The sequence below is a fragment of the Streptomyces sp. LX-29 genome (genome assembly GCF_029541745.1).
GTDB lineage: Bacteria > Actinomycetota > Actinomycetes > Streptomycetales > Streptomycetaceae > Streptomyces.
Window position 1 is genome coordinate 5,438,285 of the sequence record NZ_CP089746.1, and the last position, 15,194, is coordinate 5,453,478.

Annotated in this window: 11 protein-coding genes and 2 tRNA genes; 9 read left to right on the forward strand and 4 right to left on the reverse strand. The window is 72.6% G+C overall.

Annotation, left to right across the window (positions count from 1 at the left end; genetic code table 11):
* Nucleotides 1–59: 59 nt before the first annotated feature.
* Nucleotides 60–1,532 (reverse strand): amino acid permease, encoded by a 1,473-nt coding sequence (locus LRS74_RS22855; protein ID WP_277742768.1) that lies wholly within the window; start codon nucleotides 1,530–1,532, stop codon nucleotides 60–62.
* 306 nt (nucleotides 1,533–1,838) lie between these two features.
* Here LRS74_RS22855 and LRS74_RS22860 point away from each other — a divergent pair, with 306 nt between their 5' ends.
* Both LRS74_RS22860 and LRS74_RS22865 read left to right on the forward strand, forming a co-directional pair.
* Entirely contained in the window at nucleotides 1,839–2,327 is a 489-nt protein-coding gene (locus LRS74_RS22860) for a ribose-5-phosphate isomerase (RefSeq protein ID WP_277742769.1), read from the forward strand.
* A 191-nt stretch (nucleotides 2,328–2,518) separates the two neighbouring features.
* Nucleotides 2,519–3,328, forward strand: a complete 810-nt coding sequence (locus LRS74_RS22865) for a DNA-formamidopyrimidine glycosylase family protein (protein WP_277742770.1) — start codon at nucleotides 2,519–2,521, stop codon at nucleotides 3,326–3,328.
* A 61-nt stretch (nucleotides 3,329–3,389) separates the two neighbouring features.
* Here the strand turns inward: LRS74_RS22865 and LRS74_RS22870 are convergent, their stop codons facing one another.
* Complete coding sequence (locus LRS74_RS22870) at nucleotides 3,390–4,628, reverse strand: GNAT family N-acetyltransferase (RefSeq protein ID WP_277742771.1); 1,239 nt, start codon at nucleotides 4,626–4,628, stop codon at nucleotides 3,390–3,392.
* A 153-nt stretch (nucleotides 4,629–4,781) separates the two neighbouring features.
* Between LRS74_RS22870 and LRS74_RS22875 the strand changes: the two genes are divergently transcribed.
* The 4 genes from LRS74_RS22875 (at nucleotide 4,782) to LRS74_RS22890 (ending at nucleotide 9,984) form a co-directional block, all read left to right on the forward strand.
* Entirely contained in the window at nucleotides 4,782–5,930 is a 1,149-nt protein-coding gene (locus LRS74_RS22875) for a PP2C family protein-serine/threonine phosphatase (protein ID WP_277742772.1), read from the forward strand.
* A 20-nt stretch (nucleotides 5,931–5,950) separates the two neighbouring features.
* Nucleotides 5,951–6,445: an HD domain-containing protein gene (locus LRS74_RS22880; protein WP_277742773.1), complete on the forward strand. Its 495-nt coding sequence runs from the start codon at nucleotides 5,951–5,953 to the stop codon at nucleotides 6,443–6,445.
* 174 nt (nucleotides 6,446–6,619) lie between these two features.
* A complete protein-coding gene (locus LRS74_RS22885; protein WP_277742774.1) occupies nucleotides 6,620–7,432 on the forward strand; it encodes an ABC transporter ATP-binding protein in 813 nt (270 codons plus the stop codon).
* The gene (locus tag LRS74_RS22890; RefSeq protein ID WP_277742775.1) at nucleotides 7,429–9,984 is read left to right on the forward strand and encodes an ABC transporter permease; all 2,556 of its coding nucleotides are present in this window, start codon (nucleotides 7,429–7,431) and stop codon (nucleotides 9,982–9,984) included. The genes LRS74_RS22885 and LRS74_RS22890 overlap by 4 nt, the downstream gene beginning before the upstream one ends.
* 32 nt (nucleotides 9,985–10,016) lie before the next feature.
* Here the strand turns inward: LRS74_RS22890 and LRS74_RS22895 are convergent, their stop codons facing one another.
* Nucleotides 10,017–11,162 carry an acyltransferase family protein gene (locus LRS74_RS22895; RefSeq protein ID WP_277742776.1) on the reverse strand — a complete coding sequence of 382 codons (1,146 nt, stop codon included), beginning with the start codon at nucleotides 11,160–11,162 and terminating at the stop codon, nucleotides 10,017–10,019.
* 495 nt (nucleotides 11,163–11,657) lie between these two features.
* Here LRS74_RS22895 and LRS74_RS22900 point away from each other — a divergent pair, with 495 nt between their 5' ends.
* A complete protein-coding gene (locus LRS74_RS22900) occupies nucleotides 11,658–11,852 on the forward strand; it encodes a hypothetical protein (RefSeq protein WP_144383569.1) in 195 nt (64 codons plus the stop codon).
* Nucleotides 11,853–12,168: 316 nt separating this feature from the next.
* Here LRS74_RS22900 and LRS74_RS22905 read toward each other — a convergent pair.
* A tRNA-Gly gene (locus LRS74_RS22905) sits at nucleotides 12,169–12,242 on the reverse strand.
* A 154-nt stretch (nucleotides 12,243–12,396) separates the two neighbouring features.
* Here LRS74_RS22905 and LRS74_RS22910 point away from each other — a divergent pair.
* Together LRS74_RS22910 and tig are read left to right on the forward strand one after the other, a co-directional pair.
* A tRNA-Pro gene (locus LRS74_RS22910) sits at nucleotides 12,397–12,473 on the forward strand.
* A 168-nt stretch (nucleotides 12,474–12,641) separates the two neighbouring features.
* Nucleotides 12,642–14,036, forward strand: coding sequence for a trigger factor (gene tig, locus LRS74_RS22915; protein ID WP_277742777.1), 1,395 nt, complete (start codon nucleotides 12,642–12,644; stop codon nucleotides 14,034–14,036).
* Nucleotides 14,037–15,194 lie beyond the last annotated feature (1,158 nt).

The window sequence follows — 15,194 nt, forward strand, 5'->3', positions numbered from 1 at the left end:
ACCGCAGACCCAGCGGCAGCGGATCGAGCGACTGCGGAGGGCGCTCGGGGGCGGCTCGGTTACGAGCGGGTCAGAGCGTCCTCGGACTCGCTCTGCGCGGCCGACGCCCCGTCCTTCGACTGCTGGGCGGCGGCACCGAGGCCGAGCTTGTCGCGGACCAGGGCGATGGCCAGGACCAGCACGGCCACCAGCACCGACAGGCTCACGACCTCGCGGTTGGCGTCGTCGAAGAACATGTAGCCGATCACGAAGGTGATCATCGCGATGGTGGCCCAGGTGAGGTACGGGTACAGCCACATCCGGACGACCAGCTTCTCCGGGTTCTCGCGCTCGATGATCTTGCGCATCCGCAGCTGGGTGAAGCAGATGACCAGCCAGACGAAGAGCGCGACCGCGCCGGAGGAGTTCAGCAGGAACTGGAAGACGGTGTCCGGCCACTGGTAGTTGAACCAGACGGCGAGGAAGCCGAAGACGACCGAGCCGAGGATGGCGGGCTGCGGGACGCCGCGCTCGTTGACCTTGGCGAACGCCTTCGGGGCGTCGCCGCGCTGGCCGAGCGAGAAGGCCATGCGGGAGGCGGTGTACAGACCGGAGTTCAGGCAGGAGAGCACGGCGGTCAGCACGATGACGTTCATGACCTGGCCGGCGTGCGGGATGCCGATCGAGTTCAGCGCGGCGACGTAGCTGCCGTCCTTGACGATCGACGGGTCGTTCCACTTCAGCAGGGTCACGACGACGAGGATCGAGCCCAGGTAGAAGACCGCGATACGCCAGATGACGCTGTTGGTGGCCTTGGTGACCGCGCGCTGCGGGTCCTCCGACTCGCCGGCCGCCAGGGTGACGATCTCGGAGCCCATGAAGGAGAAGACGACCATCAGCACACCGGTGAGGATGGCGCCCCAGCCGTTGGGCAGGAAGCCGCCGGCGTCGGTGAGGTGCGCGAAGCCGGCACCCTCGTTGTCCGAACCGGGGAGGACGCCGAAGACGGCGAGCAGGCCGATGACCACGAAGGCGCCGATGGCGACGACCTTGATGCCGGCGAACCAGAACTCGAACTCACCGTAGGAGGAGACCGAGGCCAGGTTGGTGGCGGTGAGCACCACCATGACGATCCCCGCCCAGGCCCACTGCGGGACGTCCGGGATCCAGCCCTCCAGGATCGCGGCGCCGGCCGTGGCCTCCACGGCGAGCACGACCACCCAGAAGAACCAGTAGAGCCAGCCGATGGTGAAGCCGGCCCAGCGGCCGAGCGCGCGGTCGGCGTAGGCGGAGAAGGAGCCGGAGGTGGGGTTGGCCGCCGACATCTCACCGAGCATGCGCATCACGAAGACGACCAACATGCCGACGAGGGCGTACGACAGCAGAATGCCGGGACCGGCCTTGGCGATGCCGCCGCTGGATCCGACGAACAGGCCGGCGCCGATCACACCGCCGATCGCGATCATGGAGAGATGGCGGTTCTTGAGGCCGGCCTTGAGGCCGTCGGAGGCCTGACCGGGGTCGCCGGAGGGCGTCGCGGGCTGTGCGCTCATGTGCGCGATCCTTTGCACTGGGGTTTCGAGCCACGCCAGTGAATCTCAGGGGAAGCGATAGATGAACCTTTGAATCCAGATTGTTACTTGAGGTTTCCATGAGCTTTCTCCGGCTTTCCCGAAGATCAAGCAGGGAACTCGGCGAGATTGCCTCGTGGTTGCACTGCGTTTGCAACGCCTTTCGGCGTGCCGTTCGCGCCATGCCGCGTGTGGCCGCCGGGGTGAATGGCCCCGTTCGGGGTGCGTGTGGGGGTGGTCGCCCACCCATGGCCGCCGGTGGATGGCGCCCATGTCACACTGCATGCCATGCGCGTCTACCTCGGCTCTGATCATGCCGGATTCGAACTCAAGAACCGCCTCGTCGAGTGGCTGACGGCCCACGGCCACGAGCCCGTCGACTGCGGCCCGCACATTTACGACGCCCAGGACGACTACCCGCCGTTCTGCCTGCGTGCGGCCGAGCGGACCGCCGCCGACCCGGACAGCCTCGGCATCGTGATCGGCGGTTCCGGCAACGGCGAGCAGATCGCCGCCAACAAGGTCAAGGGCGTGCGCGCCGCGCTGGCCTGGAGCGAGCAGACCGCCGCCCTGGGCCGCGAGCACAACAACGCCAACGTGATCAGCATCGGCGGCCGGATGCACACCGAGGAAGAGGCGACGAAGTTCGTCGAGATCTTCCTGGGCACCCCGTACTCCGGCGAGGAGCGGCACACCCGCCGCATCGAGATGCTCAGCGTCTACGAGACCACCGGTGAGCTCCCGCCGATCCCGGCCCACCACCCGCAGCAGCCGTAGCCCCCGGCCGGCCAGCCAGCCGGCCATTCGGCCACGCCCGCCCCGCGCGCCGAAGCGACCGGGGCGGGCGCTCGCGTTTCTCCGGAGGTGGCGTTCCTGAGGTGGCGTTCCTTCGGATCCGGCGTTCTTCCGGCGTCCGGGTGCCGGCCGCGTACCCTCATCCGTGTCGAATCGCCTCCGGAGGAGTCCGCGTGCCCGAGGGCCACACCATTCACCGTCTGGCGGCGGACCACCGCGCCCTCTTCGCGGGGCGCCCGGTGCGGGTGAGCAGTCCGCAGGGCAAGTTCGCCGACAGTGCCGCGCTGCTGGACGGGGAGCGGCTCACCTTCGCCGAGGCGCACGGCAAGCACCTCTTCCTCGGCTTCGGCGAGCAGGGCTGGGTCCATGTCCACCTGGGCCTGTTCGGCAAGTACGACCTCGGTGACGCCCCCGCCCCGCCGGCGACGGAGACCGTGCGACTGCGACTGGTCGCCGTCGACTCGTACGCTGACCTGCGCGGCCCCACCACCTGTGCGCTGATCACCGACGCCGAGAAGCAGGCGATACACGACCGGCTCGGGCCCGACCCGCTGCGCCCGGCGGACGACGGCGAGGGCGCCTGGGCCCGCGTCTCGCGCAGCCGCACCTCGGTCGCCGCACTGCTCATGGACCAGAAGGTGATCGCGGGCGTCGGAAACGTCTACCGCGCGGAAGTGCTGTTCCGGCATGGCATCGATCCGTACCGATCGGGGCGTGATCTCACCCGCGCTGAATGGGACGCGATCTGGGACGATCTGGTCGCCCTGATGCGCGAGGGGGTGCGGAACAACCGGATCGACACCGTCCGGCCCGAACACACCCCCGAGGCCATGGGACGCCCGCCGCGCGTCGACGACCACGGCGGCGAGGTGTACGTCTACCGCCGTGCCACCATGCCGTGCCACATCTGCGGCGGCGAGGTCCGCACCGCCGACCTCGCCGCCCGCAACCTCTTCTGGTGCCCGGGCTGTCAGCGGAGGTAGCGGCCCCGGAGAGCGAGGGCCTGGGCCCCGAGCGAGGTGACCCCCGGGCGCCGCGCGGCCGTCAGAAGCTGTGCGGCAGCCACGGCGCGACATCGCTGCCGAACGCCGTCGACACCTCCGCCAGCGCCCCCGGCCGCAGCTCGTGCACCCGCCCCGCGCCGGCCAGCGCGGAGAGCGCCACCCCGCCCAGATAGGCGGCGCCCAACTCGCGGACACCCAGCCGCAGATCGGCCGGCTCGGTGTCGTCGACGCGCTTGCAGGAGGCGCCCTTGGCGTCGCCCGCCAGCCGCCAACGCCCCTCGTTCCACGGGCAGAACGGGTCGACCACCTCCAGCACGGCGTCGACCGGGACGGGGTACGTCCGCGCCTCCAGCGCCGCGCCGACATCCACCAGTCGTACGTGCAGCGCGTCCCGCACCCCGACCTTGCAGCGCCGAACGTCGGACACCAACTGCCAGAGCGGATCGTCGACCGCGCGGGAGCTCAGCCTGAGCGTCGAGGTCAGATCGAGCTCGAACAGGTAGCGCCACAGGGCGGCGTACGCGGCCGGAGTCAGCGCCTCCAGATCGGTCAGGACCACCTTGCCCTCCGGGCCGGACGGCAGCCACTCCGCGATGATCGCGTACCGCGCGTAGCCGAGCACCTCGCCGCCCGCCGACTCGGCCAGCACGCAGCGCAGTGGTGAGGAGCCCTTGCGCCTGCCCGGTGGATCGAGCAGCGGCATCCGGTCCCAACCCGGCTGTCGCACCAGCATGCCCGGCCGGGTGGCGACCCGCTGCGCGTAGACGCCCTCGCAGGCCGACCGCGCGGCCTCGGGGGTGCTCTGACGCAGCCGTATGCCCTCGGTGCCCTGCGGAAGATCGATCCGGACCCGCGAGGTGTCGATCTCGGCGTACGCACTCTGCGTAGCGATGCCGTAGCCGAAGCGGCCGTAGATGGCGGGCTCCGAGGCGGTGAGCACCGCGAGGGGTTCGCCCAGCGCGCGTACGTCATCCAACTGCCGGCGCATCATCGCGGTCAGCACGCCGCGCCGCCGGTGGGTCGCCCGCACCCCGACCATGGTCACGCCGGCCGCCGGCACCAGCGCCCCGCCCGGGACCGACACCCGGAAGCTGAAGGCGCCCGCCGAGCCGATGATCAGGTCCTCGTCCCAGGCGCACAGGGAACGCTCCACCTCGGCGAGCTCGCGCCACAGCGCGCGCTCCGCCCGGGACTCCAGGGCGCCGCCGAAGGCGCCGTCCAAGACCCCGTACCACTCGTCCCAGTCCTCCGCGCGCAGCACCCGTAGCTCCGTGGTCATGTGGCCAGGACTATCAGCCCGGTTCCGTCGCGCGCGAACGATTTTCCCCCTGATCGGGCACGGCGATACCCACCGGTTCGCCCCACCCCGGCGGGTGGTTCGGGACACCGCGAATCGACGCGCGTCCGAACGGATCGATAGGGTCCCAAAGCAATGACTGGTAGCGGCGGAGCGGACAGCCCCACGGCCCGGATGCGCAAGGCGCTGCACCGGGCCCGGACAAGCGTGCGCAAAGCCGGGGTCGACTACTTCCGCGGCGACGGCTCCGACTGGCTGGCGCTGGCCACCCTGCTGCTCGCCGTGCCGGCCATCGCCCTGGGCACCATCGCCCAACCCGACTGGTGCGCCCCCTCGGCCCTCGTCCTGCCGATCGTCGCCGGCGGGTTGCTGCTGCGCCCGGCCAGCCTGCTGGCGCTCTACGCCGCGGCCGCGGCGGCGCTCATCGTGGAGTCCGCGGTCCTCGGCCCCTATCCGGGGTCGGGAGGCGCCGCCCGGGTCACGCCCGGCACCATCCTGGTCGTCGCCGCGGTGGGCTTCTTCGGGCTGCTGATCGCCCAGTTCCGCAGCAGAGTCGGCGTTCCCTGGCGGCGCGGCGGCACCATGCTGTTCGACCTGCGCGAACGCATCCGGGTGCAGAGCAAGTTGCCCGGACTGCCGCGCGGCTGGCACCGGGAGATGGCGCTGCGCCCGGCCGGCGGCCAGTCCTTCTCCGGCGACTTCGTGGTCGCGGCCCGCACCAACGGCGGGCGGACCCTGGAGGTCGTGCTGACCGACGTCTCCGGCAAGGGCATGGACGCGGCCTCCCGCGCGCTGCTGCTGTCGGGTGCCTTCGGCGGACTGCTCGGCTCGCTGCCCCCGCACGGCTTCCTCCCGGCCGCCAACGGCTATCTGCTGCGCCAGGACTGGGACGAGGGCTTCGCCACCTCCGTCCACCTCGTCCTGGACCTCGACAGCGGCGACTACGAGCTGCTGTCCGCCGGCCACCTCCCCGCCCTCCAGTTGAACGCCGGCACCGGCCGCTGGGAGGAGAAGGCGGCGGAAGGCCCGCTGCTGGGCGTCTACGACGGGGCCCAGTTCGACCCGGTCAAGGGCACCCTGCGCCAGGGCGACGTCCTGATGCTCTTCACCGACGGGCTCGTGGAGACGGCGGAGCGGGACATCAGCGAGGGCATGGACCGGCTCACCGGCGAGGCCGACCGCTATGTGACGGCCGGCTTCAACGGGGCGGCCTGGCACCTGATCGAGACCGTGGCCAAGGACGTCAACGACGACCGCGCGTTGCTGCTGATCTGCCGGCACTGACCGGCCTGGGAGGAGCCGAGATGGATGCCGGGACGAACGCCCGGAGAATCGCCGAGCGAGACGCCGGGACGAGCCCGCTGAGCCTGGCGGAGGTCGAGCGGCTGGCGCGGCGGGCACACGCGGCGCAGCGGGACAAGGCGGGCCGGCCCTACGTCGAGCACCTGGCGGCGGTGGCGGCCGGCGTGCGGGAGCGCGGCGGCACGGACGAGCAGATCGCCGCCGCCTGGCTGCACGACGCCGTGGAGGACGGCGCCGTCACCGCCGAGTGGCTCGCCGACGCGGCGCTGTCGCCGTGGACCAAGGACATGATCCGCGCCGTGACGAAGGTGCCGGGCGAGTCGCTCGCGGAGTACACCGCCCGCGTCCTGGCCACCCCGGGCGCCCTGCTGATCAAGGAGGCGGATGTGGCGCACAACGCCGACCCGGACCGTCTCGCCGCCCTCGACCCGGCGACCCGCGACCGCCTCACCGCCAAGTACGCCGAAGTCCGTCGCCTGCTGGGACTGGCCGACTGACCGGCTCACCCGCCGCCCGCGCGGTCCCGCGCGGCCCCACCTCGGGACAACCCCGGCCTCATGCTCGGGTTTTCCCCACCTCCGATCCGCCAGCAGTCGCCATGGTCCCGGCCCCCTTCCCCTCCGTACGTTCGAGGGGCTGAACGAACGGACGAGGCGGAGGGACGGACGGCCATGGGGCTGGGCGGTAAGCGGCGGCGGGCGCGGGCGGAGGAGGCGCCCCTGAGCACGGGGGACTGGGCCGTGGAACTGCGCGGTGTGCGCCGCCAGTACGGGCGGGGGTCGGGCGCCGTCCACGCCCTGCGCGGAATCGATCTCGCCCTGCCGCGCGGCAGCTTCACGGCCGTCATGGGCCCCTCCGGCTCCGGCAAGTCGACCTTCCTGCAGTGCGCCGCCGGGCTGGACCGGCCCACCGCCGGCTCGGTCCTCCTGGGCGGCACCGAGATCACCGGCATGAGCGAGAACAAGCTCACCGCGCTGCGCCGCAGTCGCCTCGGCTTCGTCTTCCAGGCGTTCAACCTGTTGCCCTCCCTCACCGTCGAGCAGAACGTCGTGCTGCCGATGCGGCTCGCCGGGCGGCGCCCCGATCGGCACCACGCCCGCGAGGTGCTGGACCGGGTCGGGCTGCGCGAGCACGCGCGGCGCCGCCCCGGGCAGCTCTCCGGCGGCCAGCAGCAGCGCGTCGCCATCGCCCGCGCCCTGGTCACCCGCCCGGACGTGGTCTTCGCCGACGAGCCGACCGGCGCCCTGGACACCGGCACCGCGGCCGATGTGCTGACGCTGCTGCGGCAGGCGGTGGACGGGCTCGGGGCGACCGTCGTCATGGTCACCCACGACCCCGTCGCCGCCGGCTACGCCGACCGGGTGCTCTTCCTTGCCGACGGCACCCTCGCCGACAGCCTCAGCCGCGGTTCCGCCGCGGAGATCGCCGCCCGGATGACCCGGCTCACCGCCGGCACGCGCCCGATGGTCGGAGCGGTGGGATGAGGTCCCTGACCAACGGGCTGGCCCGCGCGGCGGTGCGGTTCAAACCGTCCTCCTTTGTCGGCACCTTCGTCGCGCTGGCCTTGGCCGCGTTCATCGTGTCCGCCTGCGGCATCCTTCTGGAGACCGGGATACGAGCCTCCGCGCCCCCGCGGCGCTACGCCGACGCCCCCGTGGTCGTCGCCGCGGACCAGACGTCCCATCTGCCCGTCGGCCACGGCGAGGACCGCGAAGACGGCGCCGCGCCGGTGCCCGACCGGGCCCGGCTGGACGCCGCCCTCCTGACCACGGTGGCCCGTACGCCCGGGGTGGCCGCCGCCGCGCCCGACATGACCTTCCCCGTGCGCGGCGACGAGGAGGCGCTGACCGCGCACGGCTGGGGCGCCGCCCCGCTCACCGGGGTGACCCTGAGCGCGGGCGCCGCTCCGCGCGGCGGCGAGGTGGTGCTGGACGCCGCCGCCGCGCGGGCGCTGGGCGTCCGCCCCGGCGACCGGACCGCGCTGACCACGCCCGCCGGTGATCGGGAGGTCCGCGTGGCGGGCGTGGCCCGCGCCCGCGCCGAGGCCGGGCCCACGGTCTGGTTCCCCGACGACCGGGCGCGGGAGGCATCGGGGCACTCCGACCGGATCGACGCGATCCTGGTCCGCCCGACGTCCGGCGTCACGCCGGACCGGCTGGCCGACCGGCTGAAGAAGGCCCTCGACGAGCCGCGCGGCGCGGATGCGCGCGCCGCGGCCGCCGCCCGGGTGCACACCGGCGAGGACCGCGGCGGCGCCGAGGAGTCCGGCCTGGCCGGGGCGAAGGAGATGCTGGTCGCCCTCGGCGGCTCCTTCGGCGGTATCGCGGCGGCCGTCGCCGTCTTCACCACCGCCGGCACGGTCGCCCTCTCCATCGGCCAGCGCGGCCGCGAGTTCGCGCTGCTGCGCGCCATCGGCGCCACCCCGCGACAGATCCGTCGCTCCGTGGCCACCGAGGCGCTGCTGGTGGCGCCGGCGGCGGGCGCGCTCGGCTGCCTGCCCGGCATCGCGCTGGCGCACTGGTGGTTCGGCCAGCTCAAGGAGAAAGGGGCGATCCCCGCACCGGTGGAGCTCGCCGTCTCCTGGATACCGCTGGTCTCGGCGGTCGGCGCCGGCCTGCTCACCTCGTTGCTCGCCGGGCTGATCGCGGCCCGCCGGCCCGCCCGGATCAGGCCGGGACAGGCGCTCGGCGAGGCCGCCGTCGAACGCCTCCGACCCGGCTGGATCCGCACCCCGCTCGGCGTGGCAGCCCTGGCCGGCGGCGTCGCGCTGGCGGGTGTGGCCGCCCACGAGTCCGGCGAGGACGCGGCCAACGCGGCGCTCGGCGTCGTCATGCTCTTCATGCTGGCGGTCGCCCTGCTCGGCCCGGTCATCGCCCGCTGCTGCGCCTGGCTGCTGGGCCTGCCGCTCCGCGCGGGCTCCGCCCCCGCCGAGCTGGCCTCGGCCAACTCCCGCGCGAACGCCCGCCGCCTGGCCTCCGCGATCACCCCGATCGTGCTCGCCATGGCCTTCGCCTCCACGCTGGTGTTCCTCCACACGAGCGAGGACCATGTGATGACCGAGCAGCGCCGCGCGGGCATCGTGGCCGACCACGTCATCGGAGGGCCCGAGGGGCTGCCCGCCGACACCGCCGCGCGGGCCGCCGCGACGCCCGGCGTCGCCACCGCCGTCGGCGTCCTGCGCACCGGCGTGCTGGTCCCGGTGGGCTCGGGCGCCGACCGTTGGCTGGAGAGCGCCTCCGCCCAGGGGGTGTCGAACGGCGGCCGCGACCTGGCGGCCGTCCAGGACCTGGACGTGCGCACCGGCCGATCCGAGGAGATCGGCCGCCCCGGCACGGTGGCCGTCGACGCCCTGCTCGCACGCTCCGCCCGGGTGAAGGTCGGCGACCGGCTGGATCTGCGGCTCCCGGACGGCACCGAGCTGTCGCCCCGGGTCGTGGCCACCTACGGCCGCGGGCTGGGCCTCTCTCAGGTCACGCTGGCCCGCGCGGCCCTCGCGCCGCATGTGACCGCGGCGTACGACGGCGATGTGCTCGTCCGCGCGGAGCACGGCGTGGACCGGGCCGCCCTGGCCGCCCGCCTCGCCACGCTCGGGGAGGTCGGGGACGCCGACGGCTACGCGGCCGCGGAGGACGAGGACCGCGCGGTCAACGCCTGGGCCAACGCCACCATGGCGGCGGTGCTCGCCGGCTTCGCCACCGTGTCCGCCGCCAACACCCTGGTCATGACGGTCCTGGACCGCCGCCGAGAGCTGGGCACGCTGCGCCTGGTGGGGTCCACCAGGCGCCAGGTTCTGGGCATGGTCCAGTGGGAGGCGCTGCTGGTGGCCGTCGCGGGCATCGTCCTGGGCACCGCGATCGCTCTCGCCACCCTGGTGCCCATGGTGCGCGGAATGACGGGGGAGGACCCCTATATCCCGCCGCTGCTGTACGCGGCCTTCGCGGGTGCGACGGTTGCCGTGGGGCTGGCCGCCACCTCGCTACCGGCCCGCGCGGCGCTGCGTTCGGCCGCCCTGGCGACGGGCGGGCAGAAGCAGTGACCGCCCGCCCCGCCCGCCGTCCGGCAGGACGTTCATGGCGTCGATGACGTCCATGGCGTCGGCGACGTCTGTGGCCCCGGTGACGTCTGCGGGCTCGGCGACGTCTTCCGGAACGCCCACGCCATCCTGGGTTCCATCGCCCAGCGGAACATCCGCTGGACGGGTGGTGTGCACAGGGCGGTGACCACCGCGGCGGCGATCAGGGAGACGGCGATCTCCCCGAGCGGCTTGTGCAGCCAGGCGTACTCGTCGAACCAGCCCCAGAAGCGGGAGCCCTTGGCGAGGAAGCCGTGCAGCAGATAGCCGTAGAGCGTCCCGGCGCCGAGCACCGTGAACCACATCCGGCGCCGGGGCACCCAGGACAGGAAGCAGACGACCAGCAGCATGGAGCAGCCGAAGAGCGCGAGGGTCATCACCGGGCCGGTCCACGGCGGAGCGGACAGCTCCTGCACGCTGTCGCGGTGGTAGAACCAGGCGGAGTTCATCCGGGGGGCTGCCCAGTAGGCCACCAGCACGGCGCAGCCGAACGCCGGGAGGGACAGCAGCCGCACCTCACGCCGTCGCATCAGCTGGAAGTGCTCGGCCTTCATACACAGGCCGATCACGAAGAAGGGCAGGAACTGCAGCACCCGCTGGAGGTCGAGGTCGTCGCCGATGTCGGGGGAGACGGAGGCCAGCACCGCGATCGCCAGGGCGAGCGGGACGGGCCAGCGCACCAGCTTCCAGATCGGCGTGGTCAACCGCCAGACGAAGAGCGCGGCCAGGAACCAGGTGAGGTACCAGGGGTCGAGCAGGCTGAAGTCGTACGTGGGGTCGTCGTCGGCCCAGCGCTTGAAGAGCGTGTAGGCGAGCTCGAAGATCACGTAGGGCACCGCCACGCCGGTGATCAGCCGCTGGAGACGGTCCGGCCGCATGTCGAAACTGCGTGAGAAGTAGCCGGAGATGAGGATGAACGCGGGCATGTGGAAGGCGTAGACGGTCATGTACAGGGCCTCGGCGGCCCGACTGCCGTCGGTCAGCGGCTCCCACGCGTGCCCCATGGCGACCAGCACGATGGCGAGGTACTTGGCGTTGTCGAAGAACGCGTCTCGCTGCTTCGGCTGACCTTTGCCCGGTGGGGCGGGCTCGGCGGGGCGGGGAGCGGCCTCGCGTACACGGGCGGGGGGAGCGGGGAACATCTGCGGCACGATAGCGCCGCGCGCGCAATTCGTAAAACCACGGAGTGCTCCCCTTTGACGCTCGGGGATTTTCCATAGCCGTAAGTGAATTGATCTCCGTACGATGACCGATCTGTACGGTTTCATCCTGTTTAAACGGTGCATATGCCCCGGAACCGACGCGGGTGAAATGTCCAAATCAATGGCGCTTTGGCGGTTCGCCGAGTGGTTCTTCGTCGAATTCGGAATTCCGACTCCCCGTGACTGATCGACTCCGAATTCGGCCCGCCGTGCATACCCTCGAATTGTGTGTGGGGTCACTTTCCGGTCGTCGTTCCGGGATGGTCGGCGGGTGGCTCGAGAGGGTCGTCGGCGGGGTCGAGGACTGTCCGACGATTCACCAGCGGCCTCCAACGCGGGGCGAGTTGATGGCACGATGGTGGTGGCGGGGGGTGTGCGGGGTCGTGTGCCTCCCGGGCTGGTGAGACGTGTGGCGACCGAGGTGAGTGATCTGTTGTGGCCATTTCCCTTTCGTTGGTGCTCCTGGTGGGCATCATCCTGGTGCTGATGATTCGCCAGGGCCAGGTGAAGTGGGGGCCGGCGCTCGTCGCGGCGCTCTTCGGCTTCCTGCTCGCCTCGACGGACATGGCCCCGGACATTCAGAACTTTTTGGACTCGGTCGCGGAGACGATCGGCGATATCAACCCCTGAGCCCGCCCCGCCCCGGTCCGTCTCGTCGGCGCTTGCCGCGTGCGGCTCCCCCCGGCGGGCGTCGCGATCGCGAACGGTCGGGTGGGGCGCGTACGGGTGAAGGCGGGGCGCCCTGAGGTGCGGAGCGCGGGCGGAGGCGTGTCCGCGCTCGGGCGTGCCCCGGGGGCGCGTCGCGGCGGGCCGCGCGCCGGGTGTCGGGTGGGGTGTGTCCGGCGCCGGATGGCGTCGGCGGTCGTCCTGCGTGGGAAGTCGGCGGTCGTGCTGCGCGGGAACGCGAACGGCCCGGTCGGGGGACACCCCCGGCCGGGCCGGACCATGGAGCGGGCGACGGGAATCGAACCCGCGTAGCCAGTTTGGAAGACTGGGGCTCTACCATTGAGCTACGCCCGCGCGCGCCGGTGAACACCCCTTCGGTCGAGGACCTCGGGGCACGGCACGGTGTGCATCGTAGCGGGTCCGGTGGGTTTCCCGCACACCCCCGCCTGCCAGCGGAAAAGCAGCAGCCAGGGCCCCTCCTGGCCATGTACCCTACGTGTCGCACCGACGGGGTGTGGCGCAGCTTGGTAGCGCGTCCGCTTTGGGAGCGGAAGGTCGTCGGTTCGAATCCGGCCACCCCGACCATCACACCGGCAAGATCACATTGTGGGGCTCATCCGGCGTGCGGTTACTATGCAAGCTGCGCGTCTGTGTCTCTCTGCTACCGGGCGCGATCAGCTGGACCGCTGAAGCCCGACCGCTGAAGCCCAGCGTCAGCAGATACCGAGAAGTCAGCCCCAAGGAGACCGAACCGTGAAGAGCGCCGTGGAGACCCTGAACCCGACTCGGGTTCGGCTCACTGTCGAGGTGCCCTTCGAGGAGCTCAAGCCCAGCCTCGACGCGGCGTACAAGAAGATCAACCAGCAGGTCAGCGTGCCGGGCTTCCGCAAGGGCAAGATCCCGGCCCGGGTCATCGACCAGCGGTTCGGTCGTGGCGCCGTGCTGGAGGAGGCCGTCAACGACGCGCTCCCGAAGTTCTACACCGAGGCCGTCAACGAGGGTGAGCTCAACCCGCTCGGCCAGCCCGATGTCGACATCACCGAGCTCAAGGACAACGAGCTGCTGACCTTCACCGCCGAGGTGGACGTCCGCCCGACCATCGAGATCCCGGACTACTCCGGCATCGAGGTCACCGTCGACGCCGTCGAGGTCTCGGACGAGGACATCGAGAAGTCGGTCGAGCAGCTGCGCGACCGCTTCGCCACCACCTCCGTCGTCGAGCGCGCCGCCGTCGAGGGCGACGTCGTCACCATCGACCTGGAGGCCAAGGTCGACGGCGAGGTCCTCGCGGACGGCGTCGCCAAGGGCGTCAGCTACACCATCGGCTCGGGCGAGCTGCTGGACGGCATCGACGCCGCCGTCACCGGCCTGGAGGCCGGCGGCAGCGCCACCTTCACCTCCGAGCTCAAGGGCGGCTCCGCCAAGGGCAAGGAGGCCGAGGTCAAGGTCGACGTCACCGAGGTCAAGGCCCGTGAGCTGCCGGAGCTGGACGACGAGTTCGCCCAGCTGGCCAGCGAGTTCGACACCCTCGACGAGCTGAAGGCCGACAGCCGCAAGCGGCTGGAGCAGGCCCGCAAGTTCGAGCAGGCCACCCAGGCCCAGGAGAAGGTGCTCGACGCCCTCCTGGAGCTGGTCGAGGTCCCGATGCCCGAGAAGCTGCTCGAGGACGAGATCAAGACCCGCAAGCACAACCTGGAGCACCACCAGCTCGGCCAGATGGGCCTGTCCCTGGAGGCCTACCTCCAGATGCAGGACAAGACGGTCGAGGAGTTCGACGCCGAGACGAAGGAGCAGGCCGAGCGGGGCATCAAGACCCAGTTCGTCCTCGACGAGCTCGTCAACAAGGAGAAGCTGTCGGTCGGCCAGGAGGAGCTCACCGAGCACCTCGTGCGCCGTGCGCAGTCCTCCGGCATGAGCCCGGACCAGTTCGCCCAGGCCGTCGTCGAGGGCGGCCAGGTGCCGATGCTCGTCGGCGAGGTCGCCCGCGGCAAGGCCCTCGCGGTCGTCGTCGAGGCCGCCACGGTCAAGGACAGCAACGGCGAGGTCGTGGACCTGGACGACGAGGACGAGACCGCCGAGACGGTCGAGGCCACCTCCGAGACCACCGAGGAGGCCGCCGAGGCCGCCGAGGAGAAGACCGAGAGCTGAGCCTCGGGGGCGCTCTGAGCCCCTGACAGCTCGTGTGAACGGGCCCGGAAGCGCATTGCGCTCCCGGGCCCGTTCCCGTTCTCGGGAGCCCCTCCAGCGGCCGTACGCGGCCTCTGTCGCCCGGGCCCGGGGGCGGGGAGGTCGCCGGGCCCGGGACGCGCGGCCCGGCCCCGGCGGGCCGCCCCCGACGCCGGGCGTCCGGCCTTCCGCGCTGCGGTTTCTACGCTGCGGTTTCCGCGCTGCGGCTTCCGCGTGTCCGCCTGCCCGCCGACACCCGTCCCGCGTAACCGCTGGGCGCCTCTCCGCGGCGGCACGGCCTCGCCCGAGGGGCCCGAGCGCGTCAGAGGGGCACTCGAGGACGCGGAGCCCGCGCGGGCTCCGGCGAGACCGCGTACCCGGCGCGTGCCCGCGCGGGGCCGCTCAGCCCGGGCCTACGGGCGGGGAGGTCGCGGGGCCCGCCGGGCGCGGCACCCGTCGGCGCGGGCCGTACGCGGCGCTGGCGTCCGGGGCCGCGCTCCGGCTCCCGCGCGTCCCCTGCCCGCCCACACCCGTGCCCCCGCACCGCCGGGCTCCTCTCGGCCCGCGCGGCCCTGCCCGATCACCCGAGGCGCCCGAGCGCGTGAGCGAGTCCCTCAAGGACGCGGCGCCCCACGCGGGGCCCCGGCGGGACCAGTACCCCCCGCGCGCTCGCGCGGGGCCGCTCGCCCGGGCCTACGGGCGGGAAGGCCGCGGGGCCCGCCGGGCGCGGCACCCGTCGGCGCGGGCCCCACGCGGCGCCGGGCCTCCGGGGCTGTGCTCCGGCTGCCTTGCGTCCCCCCTGCCTGCCGACACCCGTGCCTCGCACCGCTGAGCTCCTCTTCGGGCCGGCACGGCCTCGCGATTCGCCCAAGGGGCTGGGCGTCAGCGAGTCACTCACGGACACGGCGCCCGCGCGGGGCCCCGACGGGACCGCGTACCCCGCGCGGGTACGCGGGGCCGCTCAGCCGGGCCCCAGCCCGCGGATACGCCGCGCCCCATGCCAGGGCGGCCTTTCCCGGCGCCGAGAGCTCCCGTAGTCGCCCGCGCGGGCACGGCATCGGCCGGCCGAAGTGCGGTGGGCCGCGAGGCTGCGACCAGGAGGGCCGCGGTGCGGCGAGCAACGCCCACGGCCGCGGCGCC

Bases quoted from the DNA above. Each gene is read 5' to 3' on its own strand.
- LRS74_RS22875 (WP_277742772.1), top strand. From the start codon at position 4,782: ATGACTGGTAGCGGCGGAGCGGACAGCCCCACGGCCCGGATGCGCAAG.
- LRS74_RS22890 (WP_277742775.1), top strand. From the start codon at position 7,429: ATGAGGTCCCTGACCAACGGGCTGGCCCGCGCGGCGGTGCGGTTCAAA.
- LRS74_RS22880 (WP_277742773.1), top strand. From the start codon at position 5,951: ATGGATGCCGGGACGAACGCCCGGAGAATCGCCGAGCGAGACGCCGGG.
- LRS74_RS22895 (WP_277742776.1), bottom strand. From the start codon at position 11,162: ATGTTCCCCGCTCCCCCCGCCCGTGTACGCGAGGCCGCTCCCCGCCCC.
- LRS74_RS22885 (WP_277742774.1), top strand. From the start codon at position 6,620: ATGGGGCTGGGCGGTAAGCGGCGGCGGGCGCGGGCGGAGGAGGCGCCC.
- LRS74_RS22855 (WP_277742768.1), bottom strand. From the start codon at position 1,532: ATGAGCGCACAGCCCGCGACGCCCTCCGGCGACCCCGGTCAGGCCTCC.
- LRS74_RS22870 (WP_277742771.1), bottom strand. From the start codon at position 4,628: ATGACCACGGAGCTACGGGTGCTGCGCGCGGAGGACTGGGACGAGTGG.
- LRS74_RS22860 (WP_277742769.1), top strand. From the start codon at position 1,839: ATGCGCGTCTACCTCGGCTCTGATCATGCCGGATTCGAACTCAAGAAC.